An 18,373-nucleotide genomic window follows, 5' to 3' on the forward strand; every position below is an offset into this window, starting at 1 on the left:
CCGAATCCGCACGACCCTGTATGTACGTCGGACGATTCGTCGTCGTCGCGCCCGGCATCGGCGGCTACCGCGTCTCCTCGCGCTCGTTCCCGAACCGTCGCGTCCGCGACTGCGGCGGGACGCTCACCGTCGGGCCGACGGCGGACGCGCCCGAGACCGACAACCCGTACGTCTCGTACAACTGCGCGCGGGCGGTCGAGACCCCGACCGGGGAGCCGCTCGCGGTCCTCGGCAACGGCTCGCACGTCGACCCGATCGCGGAGAAGCTGGCGCGCGGCTACCCCACCCGCGACGCGCTCGCGTCGGCGCTGCTCGCGCTCGACTACGAGAAGGACGACTACGACACGCCCCGCGTCGCCGGCGTCGTCGGCGCCGACGCGGCGACGATCGGCACCGTCCGCCGCGACGCGCTGCTCGTCGAGTCGGTCGAGGAGCCGACCGTCGTCGCGACCTACGAGACGGACGCCCCCGAGCCGTACGACCTGACGGCGACCGACGCCGGGTCGGTCGCGACCGAACTGCTCGGCGCCGACCTCGAACACCCCGTCTGCGCCGCGGGCGCGACCGTCGACGGCGACGGCGTCTCGCTCGCGTTCGACAACGGCGGCGACTGATCGTCCCCGCCCGAGAATATCGACCGCCGACCGCCTTTCCGCCTCCCGACGCCTTTTGGCTCCCCCGTCCGAGTGACGGGCATGGAGCCGATCACCGCCGCCGACTACCACGATCTCGCGGTCCCGTCCGACCCCCGCGTCTCGCCGGACGGCGACCGCGTCGCCTTCGTGCGCCGACAGCCGAACGGCGACGACAGCTACGAGACCACGGTGTACCTCGTCGACGCCGCGGGCGAGGGCGAGCCGCGCCGCCTCACCCTCTCGGAGGGTTCGGACGCCGAGCCGCGCTGGAGCCCCTCCGGCGACCGCCTCGCGTTCACCTCCACCCGCGGCGCCGACGACGACCGCCAGCAGCTGTGGGTCCTCCCGCTCGACGGGGGCGAGGCCCGCCGCGTCACCGACGCCGTCGGCGGCGTCTCGCAGATCGCGTGGTCGCCCGACGGCGAGCGGATCGCGTTCGTCCAGTCCGCGACCGCCGACGACCGCGAGGCCGACCGCGACCTCGCGGTGCCGGACGGCTACGAGCCCGAGGAGCACCCCGACCCGCGCGTCATCGACCGGACCGTCTACCGGGCCGCGGAGCGCTACTTCGACGGCCGGCGCCCCGGCGTCTACGTCGTCGACGCCGACGCCTCGGTGGGCGGCGTCACCGACCCGGATCCGGCCGAGTCGGGCGCCGTCGAGCGCGTCACCGACCGCGACGCCGACTTCGCCGCCCCGTCGTGGGGCGACGCCGACACCCTGTACTACACCGAGGCGGTCGGCGACGACCCCGACGACTCCGTCGAGATCGCGATCTGCGCCCACGACCTCGCGAGCGGCGAGTCCGAGGCAGTCCACACGACGACCGGCTGGGGCGCCGCGCTCGCGGCGACCGCCGACGGCCGCGTCGCCTTCACGCACGCGGAGCCGGAGCAGGTGTCGATGCAGCCGACCGACCTCCGCGTCCTCGACGCCGAGTCGGGCGCCGTCACCGACCTCACCGGCGGTATCGACCGGGGACTCGCCCGCGACACGGCGCCGCAGTGGGGCCCGGACGACGAGACGCTGTACTTCGCCACGCCCGACGAGGGGAAGACCGCGCTGTGGCACGTCCCCACCGACGGGAGCGCCGAGCCCGAGCGCCTGCTCCGGCCCGGGACCGTGTCGGGCGCGACGGTCGGCGGCGACGCGGGCGCCGACCCCGAGTCGGTGACCGTCGCCTACGCCGCCAGCGAGTGGGACCACCCCGGCGACGCGTTCGCGTACGACGCCGCCGCGGACGAGACGACGCGGCTGACGGAGCTGAACGCCGACTACCTCGCCGAGCGCGCGGTCGGCGAGCCGGAGGAGGTCCGCTTCGAGTCCGACGGCGTCGAGATCCAGGGGTGGCTGCTGACGCCGCCGGCGGCCGACGGGGACGCGGCCGCCGACGCCGACGAGCCGTACCCGCTCGCGGTGGAGATCCACGGGGGGCCGCACGCGATGTGGTCGACCGCGGGGACGATGTGGCACGAGTTCCAGACGCTCGCCGCCCGGGGCTACGCCGTCTTCTGGTCGAACCCCCGCGGCTCGACCGGCTACGGCGAGGCGTTCATGCAGGCGATCGAGCGCGACTGGGGCGCGGTCACCCTCGACGACGTGATGGCGGGCGTCGAGACGGTCGCCGACCGCCCCGAGATTGACGCCGACAACGCCTTCGTCACCGGCGGCTCCTTCGGCGGGTTCATGGCCTCGTGGGCGGTCGGGCAGACCGACTACTTCCGCGCGGCCGTCGCCCAGCGCGGCGTCTACGACCTCACCGGCTTCTACGGCTCGACCGACGCCGCCTACAAGCTCGTCGAGGGCGACTTCGATACGGTGCCCTCCGAGGAGCCGCAGTGGCTCTGGGAGCAGTCGCCGACCGGCCACGCCGACGCGGTCGACACGCCCACGCTGCTCATCCACTCCGAGGACGACACGCGGACGCCGATCTGTACGGCGGAGCTGTACCACCGGATCCTCCGCAAGAACGGCGTCGACACGCGGTTCGTCAGGTACCCCCGCGAGGGCCACGAGCTCTCCCGGTCGGGCGAGCCGGCACACGTCGTCGACCGCATCGAGCGGATCGCGCGGTGGTTCGACGGCTACTCCGAGCATCACGACGCCGAGCGCGCGCTCGACCGCCCCGAGGACGACGGGCTGACGGCGGGCGCGGACGGGGACGGCGAGGGGAACGGCGACGAGTCGTAACCGGAACGCGCCCGCAGCGCCCGCTCAGCGCTCGTCGGGGTCGAACCCGTCGATGGCGTCGTGGACGTCCGCGACCCACTCGTCGAGCGCGTCGTGGAGGCGGCGCTTGGCCTCCGGGACCGGGATCGCGGTGTACTGGTACACGTAGCCGCCGGAGTCGAGCAGCCGGCGGCGGCGCTCGACGAGCCCCTTCTCCCGCAGGGTCGACAGCGACCGGTTCACGTTCGACCGGTCGCGGTCGAGCGCGTCGGCGAGCTCCGAGACGGTGCTGCCCGGGTACTCCAACAGCGCGAGGTACGCGCGGCTCTCGTGGTCGCGCACGCCGAAGACGCAGGAGAGGACGTGTTCGAACGACGGGGAGGCGTCGCCGACGAGGTCCTCTATCTCGGGGTCGCTCATGTCACTCGTTCCGCGCGCGGCGGTGTTAAACCTCCGTCATCCCCGCGCGGCGCGGTCACTCCTCGGCCGCGTAGCCCATCTGGTCGAGACAGCCCCGCATCCCGGACTCGTCCGCGTGCCGGTGGAGGTTCGTCGGCGTGTCGCAGTGGTACGTCTCCCCGTCGTACCGCAGCGCGACCTCGTGGTTGGCGCCGGCGACTTCCACGTCGACGAGGATCCGCCGGCCGTCGTTGAGCGCGTCGATGAGTTCGTCGGCGGACAGCTCGCCCGCCTCGACTCGGAGTACCTCGCTCATGGATGCGATTCGGCGGTCAGCGAGTTAAAAGCGACCGATCACGTCGTCGTCGAGTCCGGGCCGCCCTCCTCGGCGGGCGGCTCGACGCCCTCGGCGGCCGCGACGTCCTCCGTCCGCTTCTCCGCCTCGACGTGCCAGCGGTCGATATCGGCCTCGTACTCGTCGAGGACCGCGGACACCTCGTCTTTCAGCTCGTCGTCGTTCACGTTCACCTCGAAGACGAACGTCTCGCCGTCCTCGGCGCGGGCGACCTCCTGGATGTTGGCGCTGACGAGCTCGTTGTCGAAGTAGTACGGCGCCATCTGGGTCATCACGTTGCGGTAAACGGCGTCCTCGACCTTCCGGAGCGCCTTCCGACTGGCGGAGTCGGCCGCGCGGGCGACGTGTTCGATCGACTCGCCCCAGCTCTCGCGGGCGCTCTCCGTGTCGTTCTCCTCGACCTTCTCGTAGGACTCCGTGAGCTTCTCGCCGGCCGTCTGGAGGTCGTCGCCCGGCGACTGCCCCGCGCGCTCGCCTTCCCCCTCGTCGACTGACGCCTGCGCCGCGGTCTTCTCCGAGACGTCCTCGTCGATCCGCTCGTGGGTCTTGGGACGCCACTCGTCGAACTCGTAGTAGGCGTCGCCGTCGACGCCGACCTCTCGGAGCGCGAGGGCGATCCGCTCGCCGTGTTCGACGACGTCGCCCCAGTCGCCGCGCACTTTGAAGCCGGAGATGCTCTCTTCCATCGGTTGCCACCGTTACGGAACGGACGCGTATAAGTCTCCCCGAACTGACGTGACCTGCCGCTCGCGGGTCGACGGCCGAGCCGCGGCCGACGCTACTTACCGTACGCGACCCGGCGCGCGAACGCGTCCAGCCGATCCTTGAGGTCGCCGAGGTACCCCGCGGGCGAGACGCGCCGGACCGCCGACTCGTCGACCTCGATCCGGTCGCCCCGGAAGGGATCGCGCTCGGCCCGCTCCTCCGGCGACTGGTCCTTCGCGACCGCCCCGACGACCGTCGACATCGAGCAGCGCCCGCACGCCTCCGCCTCGACCGACTCGTCGGCGCCCGTCCGGTCGGCCTCGTCTGTCATGGTCGTTCACCGTGCGATACGGTGTCGCGGGTCTTAAATCCGCGGCTCACTCCGAGCGAGGCGGGTTCGCGCCCGCCGCGCGCTACCGCCGCCGCCCGAACCGCCGCTCGCTACCGCCGCCGACGCCCTTTTGACCCCCTCCGTGGAATGCGTTCGCATGGGATATCGCGTCGTGGACGTCGACGCCGTCGAACCGGAGCCGGACCGCCCCTGCGAGTGTCGAAAACTGTCCGACCCCGGAGGGCTCGACGCGGCGGCCGTCAACCGGTTCCGGGCGGCGCCCGGCGAGCAGCTGCCGCTCGCGTACCACTACCACGAGACCCAACAGGAGGCGTTCTACGTCCTTGACGGGACGCTCGCGGTCGAGACGCCCGACGAGACCTACGAGGTCCCGGCCGACGACCTGTTCGTCGTCAACCCCGAGAGCCCGCAGCGCGCGTACAACCCGGCCGACGCCGACGACCCGGTGACGGTGCTGGCGATCGGCGCCCCGCCGGCCTCGGGCGACGCCGTCGCCTACGACCCCGACGACGATGAGTGAGAACGCGGCGCCGGGCGAGGCCCCCCGTCGCGACCCCGAGGAGCTGCCGGCGGAGATCCGCGAGGCGGTCCCCGACTACGACGACGAGTACCTCGACCGCGTCTCCGACCGGCTGATGTACAGCTACGACCTCGACCGCGACGTCGTCGTCGACGGCGAGCGGTTCGACATGACCGCGGAGATGCGGGTGCGCAACCAGAAGCAGTTCCTCCACCCCGCGCTGAGCTACGCAGACCACGACATGCGAGAGTTCGTCTTCGCCCGCCGGGTGGCGACGCCGAGCGTCGACGAGGCCGAGCGGCTCGTCGAGTTCGCCCACGGCGTCGCCGACGAGCGGGTGGACGCCCACGAGGAGCACTACGGCACCGACGTCACCGTCGTCCTCGTCGCCGACCGGATCCCCGACGACGTCGCCGAGTTCGTCGACGGGTTCCGCGACCGCACCCTCCTGACGTTCGGGTACTACGGCCACTACGAGGTGAACCTCGTCGTCGTCGCGCCCGACCGAGAGTCGCTCGTCGCCAGCGAGAACGCCGACACCGCGGCCGCGTTCCGCCTGTGGGAGCGGGTCGACTCGCAGGACGAGGGGTTCCTCTCGCGGTTCGCGAAGCGCTTCTGGAGCTGAGCCGCCGACCGGGCGGCGCCGTCGCTCCCCGTCCGGGCCGTCGAGTCGGCGAAAAAATCCGTTCCGCGACGAACGCGACCGGAGCGCCGGTCAGTCGTCGCTCGGTTCGGCGGCCGCCCCGCTCCCGCCCCGCACGCTCGTGATGTTGCCGTAGCCGATGCGCACGAGCGACAGCGCGAGATAGATGAGCACGAACGCCAAGCCCATCTGGACCACCGCCGATATCTGTCCGCTGAGCGCGGTGACGTTCCCGAGGATGAGCTTCTGATAGAGGTTGTCCCACAGCGCCACCCACGACAGCCCGAGGACGGTGATCGTCACCATGATCGTCATCGGGACGCCGGTGGAGGCGAGCTGCTTGGACTCGTCCCAGTTGGCGAGCCAGACGGTCGCCGCGAGCAGCGCCAGCGCGGCGAGCAGCTGGTTCGCGCCGCCGAACAGGGCCCACAGCGTCACCCACTCGCCGGAGATGACGAGCAGGTACGCGACGAGCGACTGGACGACGGGGTTGGTGTACCGCCCCTTCGCGAAGCTGCCGAGGTCGGTCGAGAACCCCGTGGTCGTCCCGCTCCCCCGGGTTCCGACGATCTCCTCCATCATGTACCGACCGAGCCGCGCCGCGGTGTCGGTCGAGGTGAGGAGGAAGCTCACCAGCACGAGCGCCATGAACGGCGCGCCGAAGCTCTGCGGGATCCCGAGGCTGGTGAGGATGATCCCGCCGCCGGTCGCGAAGTTCGGCAGCGCGCCGCCGATGCCGCCGCCGGCGGCCGCCGAGGTCGCGCCCGCCACCGCGAGCGTCGAGATCGCGACGGACGCGAGCAGCCCCTCACCGAGCATGCCGCCGTAGCCGATGAGGCGCGCGTCGCTCTCCTTGTTCAGCTGCTTGGCCGTCGTCCCCGACGACACCAGCGAGTGGAAGCCGCTGATCGTCCCGCAGGCGATGGTCACGAACAGCAGGGGGAACAGCGGCGTGATCCCTCTGGTGTCGATCGCGAGTTCGCTGCCGAAGAAGCCCATGTACGCCCCGATCGAGGGGTCGATCGTCAGCGGCTGCGCGGAGGTGCCGAGCAGCGTGCCGACGATGATCGCCAGGAGCGCCCCGCCGACGCCCGAGTACAGCAGGAACGACGACAGGTAGTCGCGCGGCTGGAGCAGCACCCACACGGGGAGCGCGCTCGCGAGCGACGCGTAGATGAGGATGACCGGCACCCACGCGGCGACGTTCGGCTGGAGGATGGCGTCGGCGCTCATCACGGCGCCCGGCAGCCAGGCGCCGTTCCCGAGGAACTCGAAGAGCACGATGGTCCCCGCGGGGTAGGCGCCGGTCTCGACCGCCGGGAACAGCGCGAGCGGGTACTGGATACCGAGCCAGACGCCCGCGAACACGCCGGCGACGAACACGACCGTCCCCGGCAGGAACGGGCCGTCGAGCTGGTAGAGGTAGACCCCGAACGCGAACGCGAGCCCGATGTACACGAGGCTCGCGGTCGCGGCCGACGGGAACGCGTTCAACACGATTCCGACGACCAAGGCGAACACCGCCACCACGAGGATGATGGTGAGGAACGCGAACCACAGCAGCATGTTCTTGCCGCGCTCCCCGACGTACTCCCCGATGATGTACCCGATCGACTTCCCCTCGTGTCGCATCGACCCCGACAGCGAGATGAAGTCGTGGACCGCGCCCATCAGCGGGTTGCCGATGGCGACCCACAGAAGCGCCGGGACCCACCCCCAGATGGCCCCGGCGGTGATCGGGCCGACGATCGGCGCGCCGCCCGCGATGCTTGAGAAGTGATGCCCCAGTAGCACCGGCTTCTTCGCCGGTACGTACTCCTGGCCGTCCTCGTACTTGTGTGCCGGCGTCTCCCGGTCGTCGTCGAGTTCGACGAACCGAGAGAGGTACCGCGAGTAGCCCATGTATCCCACGGTGAACGTACTGAGCACGGCGACGACGATCCAAATTACACTTGTCATGAGTTCCCTGCCTCGTGGTACCGGTTCACTATGCCGAACTTAAACGTTACTTTCGTTCATGATGGTTAACGACAATATCTGCCAGTCGCACTTTCGTCGCCGCGGGGATTCGATTTATTTCTCCAGTTAATAGATAAAATCCGATCCGTCGTCGCCCCGATCGACCTCGCGCGCGATCCGGGGCGGCGGTGCGGTCCGGCGGAACTCGGCCGGCGCGCCGCGCGTCACGGCTCGACGTCCAGCGACGCGGCCACGTCGGCGAGCACGTCGCCGCGGACCTCCGTCGTGCGCGACTCGATCTCGGCGACGAGCGGCGGGTCGAACCCCTCGCGCACCTGCGCGAGGCGGTCCCGTTCGGTCTCGACCTTCTCGCGGAGGTAGCGCGCGCCGCGCCCGGTCTCGTCGTCGTCCGGCGACGGCGTGAGCTTGTTCGCCACCAGGCCGCGGACGCGCAGGTCGCGGTCGGTGAACCCCTCGATCGCCCGCGCCGTCTCGTTGACCGACAGCTGGTCGGGGTTGAACACGAGGAAGAAGGCGGCCTCGTTTCGCATCGTCTCGCCGGCGTACTCGAAGAACTCCTTGCGCTGCTGGAGCCGCTCGATCACGGGGTCGCCCTCCAGCAGGCGTCGCGGCTCCATGTCGCCGACCGCGGCCTTCTCGAACAGGTCGATCGACTGCTTGCGCTTGTACAGCAGCCGGTCGATCCAGTCCCCGAGGAAGTCGGGGAGCCCGAGCAGCCGCAGCGTCGAGCCCGTGGGCGCGGTGTCGAAGACGACCCGGTCGTACGGCTCGCTCTCCGTGCGCATCACGTCGACGAACGCGTCGAACAGCGCCGACTCGTACGCGCCGGGCGTCCCGTGAGACATCTCCAGCTGGCGATTGATCTCCGAGACCATCGCCGCCGACACCTGCTCCGAAAGCGACTCGCGGATCTCGTCTAAGTGCCGTTGCATCTCGTCTTCGGGGTCGATCTCCATCGCGTCGAGCCCCTCGACCCCGGTGACCGACTCCGGCTCGTCGCCGAACCGCTGGTCGAACACGTCCGACACCGAGTGGGCCGGGTCGGTGGAGACGACGAGCGTCCGGAGGCCCTCGCGGGCGCAGCGGTGGGCGTACGCGCACGAGACGGTCGTCTTCCCGACCCCGCCCTTGCCGCCGAAGAAGACGAACTGCTCCATCAGTCGGGGAGTGAGCGCCGGGCCGTCATCAGAAGTGGTACTGCTGGCCCTTGCGCTCGATGAGGCTGTCGCGGTCCCACAGCCGCCGCTCCCACGCCTCGAACTCGTCTTCGAGGTACGGGAGCAGCTCGGCGGTGTAGTACGACACGGGTGACGGGATCCCGAAAGCGTCGGGGAAACACGCCAGCATGAACTCGTCTTCGGTGTCCTCGGCCTCCTTCTCGATCTTCTCGTAGGCCGGGTGCGTGATCATCCCGTGATACAGGCCTCGGGCCCACTCCTCGAGGACCGCGCGGAACCGTTCGATCCGATCGGCTACTGTCATCGTCTGTCATGACTCCCCTCGCGTGCTAAAAGCTGTCGCGGTCGGGGCGGCGAGGCTCGGATCCGGGGCGGGGGTCGCCCGCTACGTCGGTCCTCAAGCGGCGTTGCCGTCCGGGAGTTCGCTCGCCGACTCGTCGGACTCGCCGTCCTCGGCGTCGTCCAGTTCCGGTCGGTCGTCGTCGCCGGGGCTCGGGCTGTGGATGTCGCTGTCGAGTGCTCCCCAGACGAGGTACAGCATCGCGGCGACCATCAGCACCGTCACCGTGATGCTGACCAGCGAGACGGTAGCGGCGGACAGAACCATATCCCGAGTTCGACGACCACCGCCTATCAACGTATCGGCTCGGAACGCGCTCGGTCCGCCCCCGATCCGGCGGACGCCGCCGGGGGCTTGAAGAGCGTCGTGGCCGATCCGGCCGTATGGACGACCGCATCCCGGTGACCGTGCTCTCGGGGGGGCTCGGCGCGGGCAAGACGACGCTGCTGAACCACCTGCTCCGGAACGTCGGCGAGCGCGACGTCGCGGTCCTCGTCAACGACATGGGCGACGTGAACGTCGACGCGGACCTGATCGCCGAGGAGTCCGAGGTCGGCGTCGAGGGCGTCACGGAGCTGTCGAACGGCTGTATCTGCTGCGAGCTCCAGGACGACCTCGAGAGCGCCGTGGTGCGGCTCGCCAACGAGCGCTCCTTCGACGCCCTCGTCGTCGAGTCGTCGGGCATCTCGGAACCCGCGCCCGTCGCGCGGCTGTTCACGACCGAGTCCCGCGCGGCGGCCCGGTACCGCGTCGACGCGCTCGTGACGGTGATCGACACCCGCCAGTTCCTCGACGCGTTCGCCGGCGACGAGGCGCCCGAGCGCCGCGTCGACCCGGACGCGGGCGGCGGAGACGCCGACCGGCCCCTCTCCGACCTCCTCGTCGAGCAGGTCGAGGTGTCGAACCTCGTGGTGTGTAACAAGGCGGACCTCTGTACCGGGGCGGAGATCGACGAGGCGGTTGACCTCGTCGGGGCGCTCCAGCCCGACGCGGAGACGGTCGTCACGGAGTTCTCCGCGGTCGACCCGGACCGGATCCTCGACGTCGGCCTGTTCGACGAGCGCGCGCTCGGCGACCTCCCCGGCTGGAAGCGCGCGCTGGCCGAAGCCGATTCGAACGGCGGCGAGCACGGTCACGGCGACGACGGCGGCCACGACCACCGCCACCCCGACGAGGTGTACGGCGTCACCTCCGTCACCTACCGCCGCCGGCGCCCGTTCCACCCCGACCGGATCGCCGCCGTCCTCCGCGACCTCCCGGCGGGCGTGGTCCGCTCGAAGGGGACGCTGTGGGTCGCAGGCACCGGCCAGCGCCAGCAGGTCGGGCAGGCGGGGCGCTCGGTCCGCGTCACCGCGCTCGGCCCCTGGATCGCGAGCGTCCCGGCGGTCGAGCGGGACATGCTCCGCGCGAACCGCCCCGACCTCGACTGGGACGACGAGCGCGGCGACCGCCGGACGGAGTACGTCGTCATCGGCACCGAGTTCGACGCGGACGGGCTCGTCTCGCGGTTCGACGACGCGCTGCTGACCGACGCCGAACTCGCGGAGCTCGGCGACCCGGGCGTCGGCGACGACCCGGCCGCGGTCGACCCCGCGCCCTTCCCCGCCGAGCAGGGTGACGAGGTCGCGCTCCGGGAGCCGTAGAACCGTTCGAAACCGTGGCCGTTCGGCCGCTCAGCAGGCGCAGCCGCTCCCGGTCGCGCGCTCGAAGCGCATCGCGTCGCCGCAGTCGGGACAGGTCGGCGTCCCCTCGGCGTCGCGGTCGAGCCCCTCGTCGTCCACGTCGACGTCGCGGACGCGGACGCCGCAGCCGTCGCACCAGTACGCCCCCTCGGAGCCGTCGTCGCCCGCGGTGCCGGGCGCCCGCTGCGTCGAGCCCGCGAGCGCGTCGGTCACCGTGTCGAAGATCCCCATGCCCTAACTGTCAGCATCGATCGTCTTAGTCTCCCGGTGTCGTGCGATCGAGTCGCACAGCCGACTCGCGGTCCCGAATCGCCCCGCTCGGCCCCGCCGCCCCGTCACAAAAGCGGCAGCGTGAGCGCGAGGAACGCGACGCCCAGCCCGACCCCGGCGTACAGCAGCCGCTCGAACCGCTGTCCGGAGGGGAGCGGGCCGGCGTCGACCGGCGGCGCCGACCGGACCAGCCGCCGGTGCGCGACCAGCGCGACCGCGGCGAACCCGACCGCCGAGGCGGCGAGCGCGAGGGGGAGCGACAGCCCGTAGGCGAGCCCGTACAGCGGCCCGAACGAGAAGACGAGCGTGAACGCGAGCCCGGTCGTCACGAGGAACGGGACCGGGTCTATCGGCTCGCCGCGGCGGTTGCGTGGGCGGGGCGCTGCGACCATGGCCGCCGTACGTCCCGGACGGACAAGAGCTAAGTGGCGCACACCCGCCAGTCGGCGTATGAGCGCCGAGGAGAGCGTCGACGGGGGAGACGACGAACGGGGCCCCGGGATCCGCGAGGGGGTCGAGCGCTCCTCGGGGGACCCGAAGGTGCTGCTCGCGATGAACGCCGTGCTCTCGACGTGGTTCGCGTGGATGGTCGTCTGGGGGCTCGACCTCCTCGGCGCGGCGACGCTGTCGGCGCGCAACGTCGCGACGCTGGCGCTGATCCTCTTCGCCGCGACGTACGTCGCCGTGCTCCGGTAGCGGTCGGCCGGTGCGGCCGGCGACTCTCGGCGTCGACCGCCGTCGGTCGAGCGGCCAACACGCCACGTTTTAAGACCGTTCCGGCCGCGGTTCCGACCAATGACGATCGAAGACCGCGACGACGCGTACCTCATCACGCACGCGCTGGCGACGGACACCCTCTCGCGGCTGCGCGACGCCGAGACGGAGCAGGTCGCGTTCCGGAAGGGCCTCGTGAAGCTCGGCCGCATCTGCGGCTACGAGATCATCGACGGCGCGATGGAGACCGAGTACGTCCCGGTCGAGACCCCGCTGGAGGAGACCACCGGCGAGCGCGTGAAGGGCCTCGACGACGTGGTGATCATCAACGTCCTCCGCGCCGCGACCCCGTTCGTCGAGGGGCTCCTGAAGGCGTTCCCCCGCGCGAAGCAGGGCGTCATCTCCGCCGGCCGCGACGAGGAGGCCGGGATGACCGAGGACGGCGAGTTCCCGATCACCGTCGACTACGTGAAGCTCCCCGAGATCCGACCGGACGACACCGTCATCGTCGCGGACCCGATGCTCGCGACGGGCTCGACGATGGTCGCCGTCCTCGACCACGTCCTCGACGAGGCCGAGGACTTCGAGGACCTGTTCGTGCTGTCGGCGGTCTCCGCGCCCGCCGGCCTCGTCCGCGTGAGCGAGGCCGTCCCCGAGGCGGACCTCCTGACGGTCGCCATCGACGATCACCTCGACGACGACGGGTTCATCGTCCCCGGCCTCGGCGACGCGGGCGACCGGGCGTTCCGTACGGTGTGAGGTTCGCGGCAGGCGCGTCGCCCCCGCGAGGCCCCGCTCCCGTCGACGTACTTTTAAGAGCCGCCGCCGCGACCGGTACGACATGAGCGACGCGCCGACGACCGAGCCCTGCGACGCCTGCGGCGACCCCACCACGGACGCGCTCGCGCGCACCGTCCGGCTGAGCGTCGACCGGGCGAACATCGACACCCAGCGGCTCTGCCCCGACTGCTTCGCCGACTGGATCCAGCGCTACCAGGACCGCCTCGGCTCCGGCGGCGAGGAGAGCGACGACACCTCCGAGATCATCGTCGACTGAGCCCCGCGGCGGTCGCTCCGAGCGGGACGGCCGAACACCTTCGCTCCGGCCGGCAACGTCCGTTCCGACCGGCCGGCTTAAGCGTCGGCGGGACGGACCCCGTGGTAATGGATCTCGCCATCGACGCCCCGGCCCCGGCGGCGCCCGACTGCGCCGCCGACGGGACGTGGCTCGCGTGTATCGACTGCGACGAGACGTTCGCCCCCTTCGAGGACGTCCGGTACACCTGCGACGAGTGCGACGGCCTGCTCGAAGTGCGGTACGACGACCCGCCGTCGTTCGACCAGTTCGGGTCGGGCGCGCCGACCGACGGCCCCGAGCGCGGCGTCTGGCGCTACCGCGAGGCGCTCCCCTTCGACCTCGGCGTCACCCTCCCCGAGGGCGACACCCCCCTCCACCGCGTCCCGCGCATCGAGGAGGCCGTGGGCGTCGACGCGCTCCGGATCAAACACGAGGGGATGAACCCCACGGGCTCGTTCAAGGACCGCGGGATGACGGTCGGCGTCCGCGTCGCGAAGGAGCTGGGCGTCGGCGCGCTCGCGTGCGCGTCCACCGGCAACACCTCGGCCGCGCTCGCGGCCTACGGCGGCCGCGGCGACATGCAGACGCTCGTCCTCCTCCCCGCGGGGAAGGTCGCGGCCGGGAAGGTGGCGCAGGCGAGCCTCCACGGCGCGCGCATCCTGGAGGTGGACGGCAACTTCGACGCCTGCCTCGACATCGTCCAGGCGCTGGCCGCCCGCGGCGAGGCGTACCTGCTCAACTCGCTGAACCCGTTCCGTCTGGAGGGACAGAAGACGATCGGCTTCGAGATATTAGAGGAGTTCTACGCCGACTACGGTGCGTTCCCGGACCGGATCGTCCTCCCAGTCGGCAACGCGGGCAACACCTCGGCGCTGTACAAGGGGTTCCGCGAGCTCGTCCAGGCGGGCGCGCTCGACGTCGACGAGGTCCCCAAGCTCACCGGCGTCCAGGCAGAGGGGGCCGCCCCGATGGTCGAGGCGATCGAGGAGGGGAACGACGAGATCCGGCGCTGGGAGGAGGTCGAGACGCGCGCGACCGCGATCCGCATCGGCAACCCGGTCAACGCGCCGAAGGCGATCCCGGGGATCCGCAACACCGGCGGCACCGCGGTCGCCGTCAGCGACCCGGAGATCACCGCCGCCCAGCGTCACCTCGCCGCCGAGGGGGTCGGCGTCGAACCGGCCTCCGCGGCGAGCCTCGCGGGCCTGAAGAAGCTCCGTCGCTCGGGCGTCGTCGGCGACGACGAGCGGGTCGTCTGCCTCACCACCGGGCACCTCCTGAAGGACCCCGACGCCGCCTACGAGGCCGGCGGCGAGCCCGAACCGGTCCCGAACGACGTCGACGCCGTCGTCGAGCACCTGCGGGACTGAGTCCCCCGCGACGATCCTCGCGGTCGCCGACCTCTCGGTACCCCGCCGCTCGGACGCACGGGCGGCACGGCTCGTAGTAAATACCGGCCTACGGTACAACAGACGCGTCGGTAGACCGCTCGATGACGGCGCCGGACGACCTCGTCGCGCCGACGGGGGCGCTCGCGGCGGAGGAGTGAGCGGCTCGGCCGCGCCGGTTTCCGCTCGCCGGCGCGTCGGTCAGTCCGGTTCTACTCGTCGGCGCGCCCGCTGGCGCCGTCCAGCGTGATCTCGGTGATCTCCACGACGCGGCCGTCCGCGAGCAGCTCCTCGATCGCGGCGTCGGGGACCGCCGAGTCGAGGTTGTAGACGGTGAGCGCCTGCCCGCCCTGGGTTTCCCGGCCGTTGAACATCCCGGCGATGTTCACGCCGTGGTCGCCGAGGACGGTGCCGATGAGCCCGATGACGCCGGGCTCGTCGGTGTTGCGCGCGACGAGCATGTGGCCGTACGGCACGGCGTCGACGCGGAACCCGTCGATCCGGACGATGCGGGCGTCCTCGCCCGCGAACAGCGTCCCCTCGACCGCGATCTCGTCGTCGCCGTTGCGCACGGTGACGCGGACGAGGCTCTGGAAGTCGTCGGTCTGTCGGGTCTTCGACTCCGTCACCTCGATACCGCGCTCCTCGGCGAGCCGCGGTGCGTTCACGGCGTTCACCTGCCACTCCAGCGGCTCGAAGACGCCCTTCAGCGCGCTCGCGGTGACGAGGTCCACGTCCTCCGCGGCGATGTCGCCCTCGTAGGTCGCCTCGACCTCGGTGATCCGGCCGTCGAGCAGCTGGGCGGCGACCTTCCCGGCGGTCTCGGCGACGTCGATGTACGGCTCGATCCGCGGGAAGGCGCTCTCGTCGACCGAGGGCGCGTTGAGCGCGGTCAGGACGGGCTCGTCGTCGAACGCCGCCAACACCGCCTCCGCGGTGTCGACCGCGACGTTCTCCTGGGCGGCCTCCGTCGAGGCGCCGAGGTGGGGCGTCAAGACGATCTCCTCGACGTCGAGCAGCGGCGAGTCCTCGGGGAGCGGCTCCTCCGCGAAGGAGTCGAGCGCGGCGCCCGCGAGGACGCCGTCGTCGACCGCCGCGGCGAGCGCGCCCTCGTCGACGATGCCGCCGCGCGCGCAGTTGATCAGGTAGCCGCCCTCCAGCTGGGCCAGCTCGGCCTCCCCGATCATCCCCTCGGTCTCGGGGAGGAGCGGGGTGTGGATCGTCGCGAAGTCGCCCGCGGCGAGCGCGTCGTGGAGGTCCTCGACGAGTTCGGCGCCCATGCGGTCGGCGCGCTCCTCGGAGATGTACGGGTCGTAGACGACCAGGTCCATCCCGAGCGAGTCGAGGCGCTTGGCGACCTCCTGGCCGACGCGGCCGAGGCCGACGATGGTGAGCGTCTTGTTGTTCACCTCGGTGCCGAGGAACTCGCCTTTCGCCCACTCGCCGCCGACGAGGCGGCCGTGCGCCTGCGGGATCGAGCGCGCGACGGCGAACGTCATCGCGACGGTGTGCTCGGCGGCGGCGCGGACGTTCCCCTCGGGCGCGTTCGCGACGATGACGCCGTGGTCGGTGGCGGCCTCGATGTCGATGTTGTCGACGCCGATGCCGGCGCGGCCGACGATGACGAGGTCGCTCGCGGCCTCGAAGACGGCCTCGCTCACGTCGGTTCCGGACCGCACGATCAGCGCGTTGGCGTCGGCGACGGCGTCGAGCAGCGCCTCCCCCTCGGCCTCGTAGTCGGTGACGACCTCGTGGCCGGCGTCTCTGAGTCGGTCCAACCCCGCGTCCGCGATGGGGTCGGTCACGAGTACCTTCATGCCGAAACGCACCCGCGGCGCGGGGTTAACGCTTTCCTCATCGCGCCGTTTTGCCGCCCGATCGGATCCGCGCACGTGGGCATCGACCCCTGCGTTTCGGGTGGAGAATGCGCGTTCGTGGGTACCTCCCGCGTCGGTATTCCCTTTTATACCCGTCCGCATGGGACGGTATGGACCTCACGATCGCGTTCGTCGGCGTCGGCGCCATCCTCGCGTTGACCGCCGTGAGCGCCTTCTTCTCCAGTTCCGAGCTCGCGGTGTTCTCCGTGCCCACCCACCGGATCGACTCGCTCGTCGCGACGGACGCCCCGGGCGCCCGGGCGCTGTCGGCGCTGCGCGACGACTCGCACCGGTTCCTCGTCACGGCGCTGGTGAGCAACAACGTCGCCAACATCGCGGCCGCGTCGGTGGCGACCGCGGTGTTCGTCCGGTTCGGCTTCTCCGGCGGCGAGGCCGCCACGGGGTCGACACTCGTCACCTCGGTGTTCGTCATCGTCTTCGGCGAGATCGCGCCGAAGTCGTACGCGGTCGCGAACGCCGAGAGGCACGCGCTCCGCGTCTCGCGGATCGTCGTCGCGATCCAGCGCGTGCTCCGCCCGGTGCTGTACGTGTTCGAGGCGCTGTCGGGCGTCGTCAACCGGGTCACGGGCGGCGAGTCGGACATCGAGTCGTACCTCACCCGCGAGGAGATCGCGACGCTGGTTCGCTCGGGCGAGGCCGCGGGCGCGCTCGACCCCGACGAGGGCGCGATGATCCGCGGCGTCCTCGATCTGGAGACCACGACCGTCGCCGCGGTGATGGTCCCCCGCACCGACGTGGTCTCGCTCCCGCGGACGGCGACCCCGTCGGACGCGCTCTCGACGGCCGCGAGCGAGGGCGTGACCCGGATGCCCGTCTACGGCGAGAACCGCGACGACGTGGTCGGCATCGTCGACGTGCGCGACGCGATCCGCGCCGAGGAGAGCGGCGCCGACCTCGCGAGCGCGCTCACCGAGCCGGCGTTCGTCCCCAAGACGAAGCCCCTCGACGAGCTGTTCGCGGAGATGCGCGCCAGCGAGGCGCGGATGGTGATCGTCGTCGACGAGCACGGCGCGGTCGTCGGGATCGCGACGCTGGAGGACCTCTTCGAGGAGGTCGTCGGCGAGCTGGTCGGGCGATGGGAGACCGACGCCGTCGCCGTCGTCGCCCCCGACGCCGCCGTCGTCCGCGGCTGGACGACCGTCTCGCACCTCAACGAGGCGCTCGGGCTCGCGCTCCCCGCGGACGCGGGCGCCGAGACCGTCGCGGGGCTCGTCACCCGACAGCTCGGGCGGCTGCCCCGGGAGGGCGACCGCGTCGCCGTCGGCGCCGTCACGCTCGCCGTCACCGGGGCGACCGCGACGCGCGTGACGCGCGTCCGGGTGGAGCACGCCGACGAGAACGGGTTCGCCGTCGACGCCGCGTGAGGGCGCGGCCTCAGGCGAGCGGGAACCGCTCGACGACCTCGTACTCGGGGCCGGACGGCGTAAGCGTCGATTCGACCAGCCGGACCTCGTCGACGGCGAAGGTCCCGACTTCCGGGGCCTCGGCGTCGAGCGCGTCCCGGACCGCGTCGGCGCCGGCCGCGTTCTCCACCCTCGCCAGCGTGACGTGCGGCGTGAAGTCGTGATCGGCCGGGTCGACCCCGAGCGCGGTCGCCTCCGCTTCGAGCGCCTCGTGGAGCGCGGCGAGGGCGTCGCCGCCGCGCTCGACCCCGGCCCAGGCGACGGAGACGTACTCGCGATTCGGAAAGACGCCGAGCCCCGCGACCTCGGCCTCGAACGGGGCGACGCCCGCGCGGTCGACGGCGCGCTCGCCGGCCGCGATCACGTCGTCGAGCGGGGGGTCCCCCCCGTCGCCGCGGCCGCCGATTTCGCCGAGGAACTTCAGCGTCACGTGCGCCTGTTCGGGGTCGACCGGGTTGACGCCGGGCGCGTCGGCGAACCGGGCCTGCGCGTCCGCGACGGCGGGCGCGAGAGGGTCCGGGAGGTCGACGGCGAAGAACGCGCGCATCTCGGTCGAGGGATCGGCCGAGGGACGGATACGGCTTGGGGCCGGGCCTCCGAGCGACACGTAAATACTCCCGTATCAGTCCGGCACCAGTCCCACCACTGGCGCGGTCGTAGTCGA

General features: G+C 71.6%; 22 protein-coding genes. 10 read left to right on the forward strand and 12 right to left on the reverse strand.

What is annotated here, in order from left to right:
* Positions 1 to 20 precede the first annotated feature (20 nt).
* Both AMR74_RS01350 and AMR74_RS01355 read left to right on the forward strand, forming a co-directional pair.
* Entirely contained in the window at positions 21 to 614 is a 594-nt protein-coding gene (locus tag AMR74_RS01350) for an IMP cyclohydrolase (protein ID WP_053770273.1), read from the forward strand.
* Positions 615 to 695: 81 nt separating this feature from the next.
* Positions 696 to 2,825: a S9 family peptidase gene (locus tag AMR74_RS01355; RefSeq protein ID WP_053770274.1), complete on the forward strand. Its 2,130-nt coding sequence runs from the start codon at positions 696 to 698 to the stop codon at positions 2,823 to 2,825.
* 24 nt (positions 2,826 to 2,849) lie between these two features.
* Here AMR74_RS01355 and AMR74_RS01360 read toward each other — a convergent pair whose 3' ends face one another.
* The 4 genes from AMR74_RS01360 to AMR74_RS01375 form a co-directional block, all read right to left on the reverse strand.
* A complete protein-coding gene (locus AMR74_RS01360; RefSeq protein ID WP_053770275.1) occupies positions 2,850 to 3,224 on the reverse strand; it encodes a helix-turn-helix domain-containing protein in 375 nt (124 codons plus the stop codon).
* Between the two features lie 55 nt (positions 3,225 to 3,279).
* Entirely contained in the window at positions 3,280 to 3,519 is a 240-nt protein-coding gene (locus AMR74_RS01365; protein ID WP_053770276.1) for a hypothetical protein, read from the reverse strand.
* A 38-nt stretch (positions 3,520 to 3,557) separates the two neighbouring features.
* Positions 3,558 to 4,244, reverse strand: coding sequence for a DUF5828 family protein (locus AMR74_RS01370; RefSeq protein ID WP_053770277.1), 687 nt, complete (start codon positions 4,242 to 4,244; stop codon positions 3,558 to 3,560).
* A 92-nt stretch (positions 4,245 to 4,336) separates the two neighbouring features.
* Positions 4,337 to 4,594: a hypothetical protein gene (locus AMR74_RS01375; RefSeq protein WP_053770278.1), complete on the reverse strand. Its 258-nt coding sequence runs from the start codon at positions 4,592 to 4,594 to the stop codon at positions 4,337 to 4,339.
* Between the two features lie 157 nt (positions 4,595 to 4,751).
* Here AMR74_RS01375 and AMR74_RS01380 point away from each other — a divergent pair, with 157 nt between their 5' ends.
* Both AMR74_RS01380 and AMR74_RS01385 read left to right on the forward strand, forming a co-directional pair.
* The gene (locus AMR74_RS01380; protein WP_053770279.1) at positions 4,752 to 5,135 is read left to right on the forward strand and encodes a cupin domain-containing protein; all 384 of its coding nucleotides are present in this window, start codon (positions 4,752 to 4,754) and stop codon (positions 5,133 to 5,135) included.
* Positions 5,128 to 5,760: a hypothetical protein gene (locus AMR74_RS01385; RefSeq protein ID WP_053770280.1), complete on the forward strand. Its 633-nt coding sequence runs from the start codon at positions 5,128 to 5,130 to the stop codon at positions 5,758 to 5,760. Before AMR74_RS01380 ends, AMR74_RS01385 begins: the two co-directional genes overlap by 8 nt.
* 90 nt (positions 5,761 to 5,850) lie before the next feature.
* On the opposite strand, the gene AMR74_RS01390 is transcribed toward AMR74_RS01385, so the two are convergent.
* From AMR74_RS01390 to AMR74_RS01405, 4 genes are all read right to left on the reverse strand, one after another.
* Complete coding sequence (locus AMR74_RS01390) at positions 5,851 to 7,737, reverse strand: carbon starvation CstA family protein (protein ID WP_053770281.1); 1,887 nt, start codon at positions 7,735 to 7,737, stop codon at positions 5,851 to 5,853.
* Positions 7,738 to 7,961: 224 nt separating this feature from the next.
* On the reverse strand, positions 7,962 to 8,915 hold the full coding sequence (locus AMR74_RS01395; RefSeq protein ID WP_053770282.1) for an ArsA family ATPase: 954 nt from the start codon (positions 8,913 to 8,915) through the stop codon (positions 7,962 to 7,964).
* 28 nt (positions 8,916 to 8,943) lie between these two features.
* Positions 8,944 to 9,240, reverse strand: a complete 297-nt coding sequence (locus AMR74_RS01400; protein ID WP_053770283.1) for a hypothetical protein — start codon at positions 9,238 to 9,240, stop codon at positions 8,944 to 8,946.
* Between the two features lie 93 nt (positions 9,241 to 9,333).
* Entirely contained in the window at positions 9,334 to 9,543 is a 210-nt protein-coding gene (locus AMR74_RS01405; protein WP_053770284.1) for a hypothetical protein, read from the reverse strand.
* A gap of 116 nt (positions 9,544 to 9,659) precedes the next feature.
* Here AMR74_RS01405 and AMR74_RS01410 point away from each other — a divergent pair, with 116 nt between their 5' ends.
* Positions 9,660 to 10,919, forward strand: a complete 1,260-nt coding sequence (locus tag AMR74_RS01410; protein WP_053770285.1) for a CobW family GTP-binding protein — start codon at positions 9,660 to 9,662, stop codon at positions 10,917 to 10,919.
* Positions 10,920 to 10,949: 30 nt separating this feature from the next.
* On the opposite strand, the gene AMR74_RS01415 is transcribed toward AMR74_RS01410, so the two are convergent.
* Both AMR74_RS01415 and AMR74_RS01420 read right to left on the reverse strand, forming a co-directional pair.
* Positions 10,950 to 11,189, reverse strand: coding sequence for a hypothetical protein (locus AMR74_RS01415; protein ID WP_053770286.1), 240 nt, complete (start codon positions 11,187 to 11,189; stop codon positions 10,950 to 10,952).
* 104 nt (positions 11,190 to 11,293) lie between these two features.
* Positions 11,294 to 11,620: a hypothetical protein gene (locus AMR74_RS01420; protein ID WP_053770287.1), complete on the reverse strand. Its 327-nt coding sequence runs from the start codon at positions 11,618 to 11,620 to the stop codon at positions 11,294 to 11,296.
* A 58-nt stretch (positions 11,621 to 11,678) separates the two neighbouring features.
* Here AMR74_RS01420 and AMR74_RS01425 point away from each other — a divergent pair, with 58 nt between their 5' ends.
* The 4 genes from AMR74_RS01425 to thrC all read left to right on the forward strand — a co-directional run bounded on the left by AMR74_RS01425 (position 11,679) and on the right by thrC (position 14,390).
* Complete coding sequence (locus AMR74_RS01425; RefSeq protein WP_053770288.1) at positions 11,679 to 11,924, forward strand: hypothetical protein; 246 nt, start codon at positions 11,679 to 11,681, stop codon at positions 11,922 to 11,924.
* Positions 11,925 to 12,023: 99 nt separating this feature from the next.
* Complete coding sequence (gene upp / locus AMR74_RS01430; RefSeq protein ID WP_053770289.1) at positions 12,024 to 12,701, forward strand: uracil phosphoribosyltransferase; 678 nt, start codon at positions 12,024 to 12,026, stop codon at positions 12,699 to 12,701.
* Between the two features lie 82 nt (positions 12,702 to 12,783).
* Positions 12,784 to 12,999: a DUF7569 family protein gene (locus AMR74_RS01435; RefSeq protein ID WP_053770290.1), complete on the forward strand. Its 216-nt coding sequence runs from the start codon at positions 12,784 to 12,786 to the stop codon at positions 12,997 to 12,999.
* Between the two features lie 107 nt (positions 13,000 to 13,106).
* On the forward strand, positions 13,107 to 14,390 hold the full coding sequence (gene thrC, locus AMR74_RS01440) for a threonine synthase (protein WP_053770291.1): 1,284 nt from the start codon (positions 13,107 to 13,109) through the stop codon (positions 14,388 to 14,390).
* Between the two features lie 230 nt (positions 14,391 to 14,620).
* Here the strand turns inward: thrC and serA are convergent, their stop codons facing one another.
* Positions 14,621 to 16,225, reverse strand: a complete 1,605-nt coding sequence (serA, locus tag AMR74_RS01445) for a phosphoglycerate dehydrogenase (protein ID WP_053770292.1) — start codon at positions 16,223 to 16,225, stop codon at positions 14,621 to 14,623.
* A gap of 170 nt (positions 16,226 to 16,395) precedes the next feature.
* Here serA and AMR74_RS01450 point away from each other — a divergent pair, with 170 nt between their 5' ends.
* Positions 16,396 to 17,670 (forward strand): hemolysin family protein, encoded by a 1,275-nt coding sequence (locus tag AMR74_RS01450; RefSeq protein WP_053770293.1) that lies wholly within the window; start codon positions 16,396 to 16,398, stop codon positions 17,668 to 17,670.
* Between the two features lie 10 nt (positions 17,671 to 17,680).
* Here the strand turns inward: AMR74_RS01450 and thpR are convergent, their stop codons facing one another.
* Complete coding sequence (gene thpR / locus AMR74_RS01455; protein ID WP_053770294.1) at positions 17,681 to 18,256, reverse strand: RNA 2',3'-cyclic phosphodiesterase; 576 nt, start codon at positions 18,254 to 18,256, stop codon at positions 17,681 to 17,683.
* Between the last annotated feature and the right edge of the window lie 117 nt (positions 18,257 to 18,373).

This window comes from Halorubrum tropicale, from assembly GCF_001280455.1.
GTDB classification, from domain to species: domain Archaea; phylum Halobacteriota; class Halobacteria; order Halobacteriales; family Haloferacaceae; genus Halorubrum; species Halorubrum tropicale.

Excerpts from the sequence above, each read along its gene's own strand:
- AMR74_RS01375 (WP_053770278.1), bottom strand. The coding sequence starts at position 4,594 with ATGACAGACGAGGCCGACCGGACGGGCGCCGACGAGTCGGTCGAGGCG.
- AMR74_RS01355 (WP_053770274.1), top strand. The coding sequence starts at position 696 with ATGGAGCCGATCACCGCCGCCGACTACCACGATCTCGCGGTCCCGTCC.
- upp (WP_053770289.1), top strand. The coding sequence starts at position 12,024 with ATGACGATCGAAGACCGCGACGACGCGTACCTCATCACGCACGCGCTG.
- AMR74_RS01370 (WP_053770277.1), bottom strand. The coding sequence starts at position 4,244 with ATGGAAGAGAGCATCTCCGGCTTCAAAGTGCGCGGCGACTGGGGCGAC.
- AMR74_RS01400 (WP_053770283.1), bottom strand. The coding sequence starts at position 9,240 with ATGACAGTAGCCGATCGGATCGAACGGTTCCGCGCGGTCCTCGAGGAG.
- serA (WP_053770292.1), bottom strand. The coding sequence starts at position 16,225 with ATGAAGGTACTCGTGACCGACCCCATCGCGGACGCGGGGTTGGACCGA.
- AMR74_RS01390 (WP_053770281.1), bottom strand. The coding sequence starts at position 7,737 with ATGACAAGTGTAATTTGGATCGTCGTCGCCGTGCTCAGTACGTTCACC.
- AMR74_RS01365 (WP_053770276.1), bottom strand. The coding sequence starts at position 3,519 with ATGAGCGAGGTACTCCGAGTCGAGGCGGGCGAGCTGTCCGCCGACGAA.
- AMR74_RS01410 (WP_053770285.1), top strand. The coding sequence starts at position 9,660 with ATGGACGACCGCATCCCGGTGACCGTGCTCTCGGGGGGGCTCGGCGCG.
- AMR74_RS01385 (WP_053770280.1), top strand. The coding sequence starts at position 5,128 with ATGAGTGAGAACGCGGCGCCGGGCGAGGCCCCCCGTCGCGACCCCGAG.
- AMR74_RS01420 (WP_053770287.1), bottom strand. The coding sequence starts at position 11,620 with ATGGTCGCAGCGCCCCGCCCACGCAACCGCCGCGGCGAGCCGATAGAC.
- thpR (WP_053770294.1), bottom strand. The coding sequence starts at position 18,256 with ATGCGCGCGTTCTTCGCCGTCGACCTCCCGGACCCTCTCGCGCCCGCC.
- AMR74_RS01350 (WP_053770273.1), top strand. The coding sequence starts at position 21 with ATGTACGTCGGACGATTCGTCGTCGTCGCGCCCGGCATCGGCGGCTAC.
- thrC (WP_053770291.1), top strand. The coding sequence starts at position 13,107 with ATGGATCTCGCCATCGACGCCCCGGCCCCGGCGGCGCCCGACTGCGCC.
- AMR74_RS01435 (WP_053770290.1), top strand. The coding sequence starts at position 12,784 with ATGAGCGACGCGCCGACGACCGAGCCCTGCGACGCCTGCGGCGACCCC.
- AMR74_RS01380 (WP_053770279.1), top strand. The coding sequence starts at position 4,752 with ATGGGATATCGCGTCGTGGACGTCGACGCCGTCGAACCGGAGCCGGAC.
- AMR74_RS01405 (WP_053770284.1), bottom strand. The coding sequence starts at position 9,543 with ATGGTTCTGTCCGCCGCTACCGTCTCGCTGGTCAGCATCACGGTGACG.
- AMR74_RS01425 (WP_053770288.1), top strand. The coding sequence starts at position 11,679 with ATGAGCGCCGAGGAGAGCGTCGACGGGGGAGACGACGAACGGGGCCCC.
- AMR74_RS01415 (WP_053770286.1), bottom strand. The coding sequence starts at position 11,189 with ATGGGGATCTTCGACACGGTGACCGACGCGCTCGCGGGCTCGACGCAG.
- AMR74_RS01395 (WP_053770282.1), bottom strand. The coding sequence starts at position 8,915 with ATGGAGCAGTTCGTCTTCTTCGGCGGCAAGGGCGGGGTCGGGAAGACG.
- AMR74_RS01360 (WP_053770275.1), bottom strand. The coding sequence starts at position 3,224 with ATGAGCGACCCCGAGATAGAGGACCTCGTCGGCGACGCCTCCCCGTCG.
- AMR74_RS01450 (WP_053770293.1), top strand. The coding sequence starts at position 16,396 with ATGGACCTCACGATCGCGTTCGTCGGCGTCGGCGCCATCCTCGCGTTG.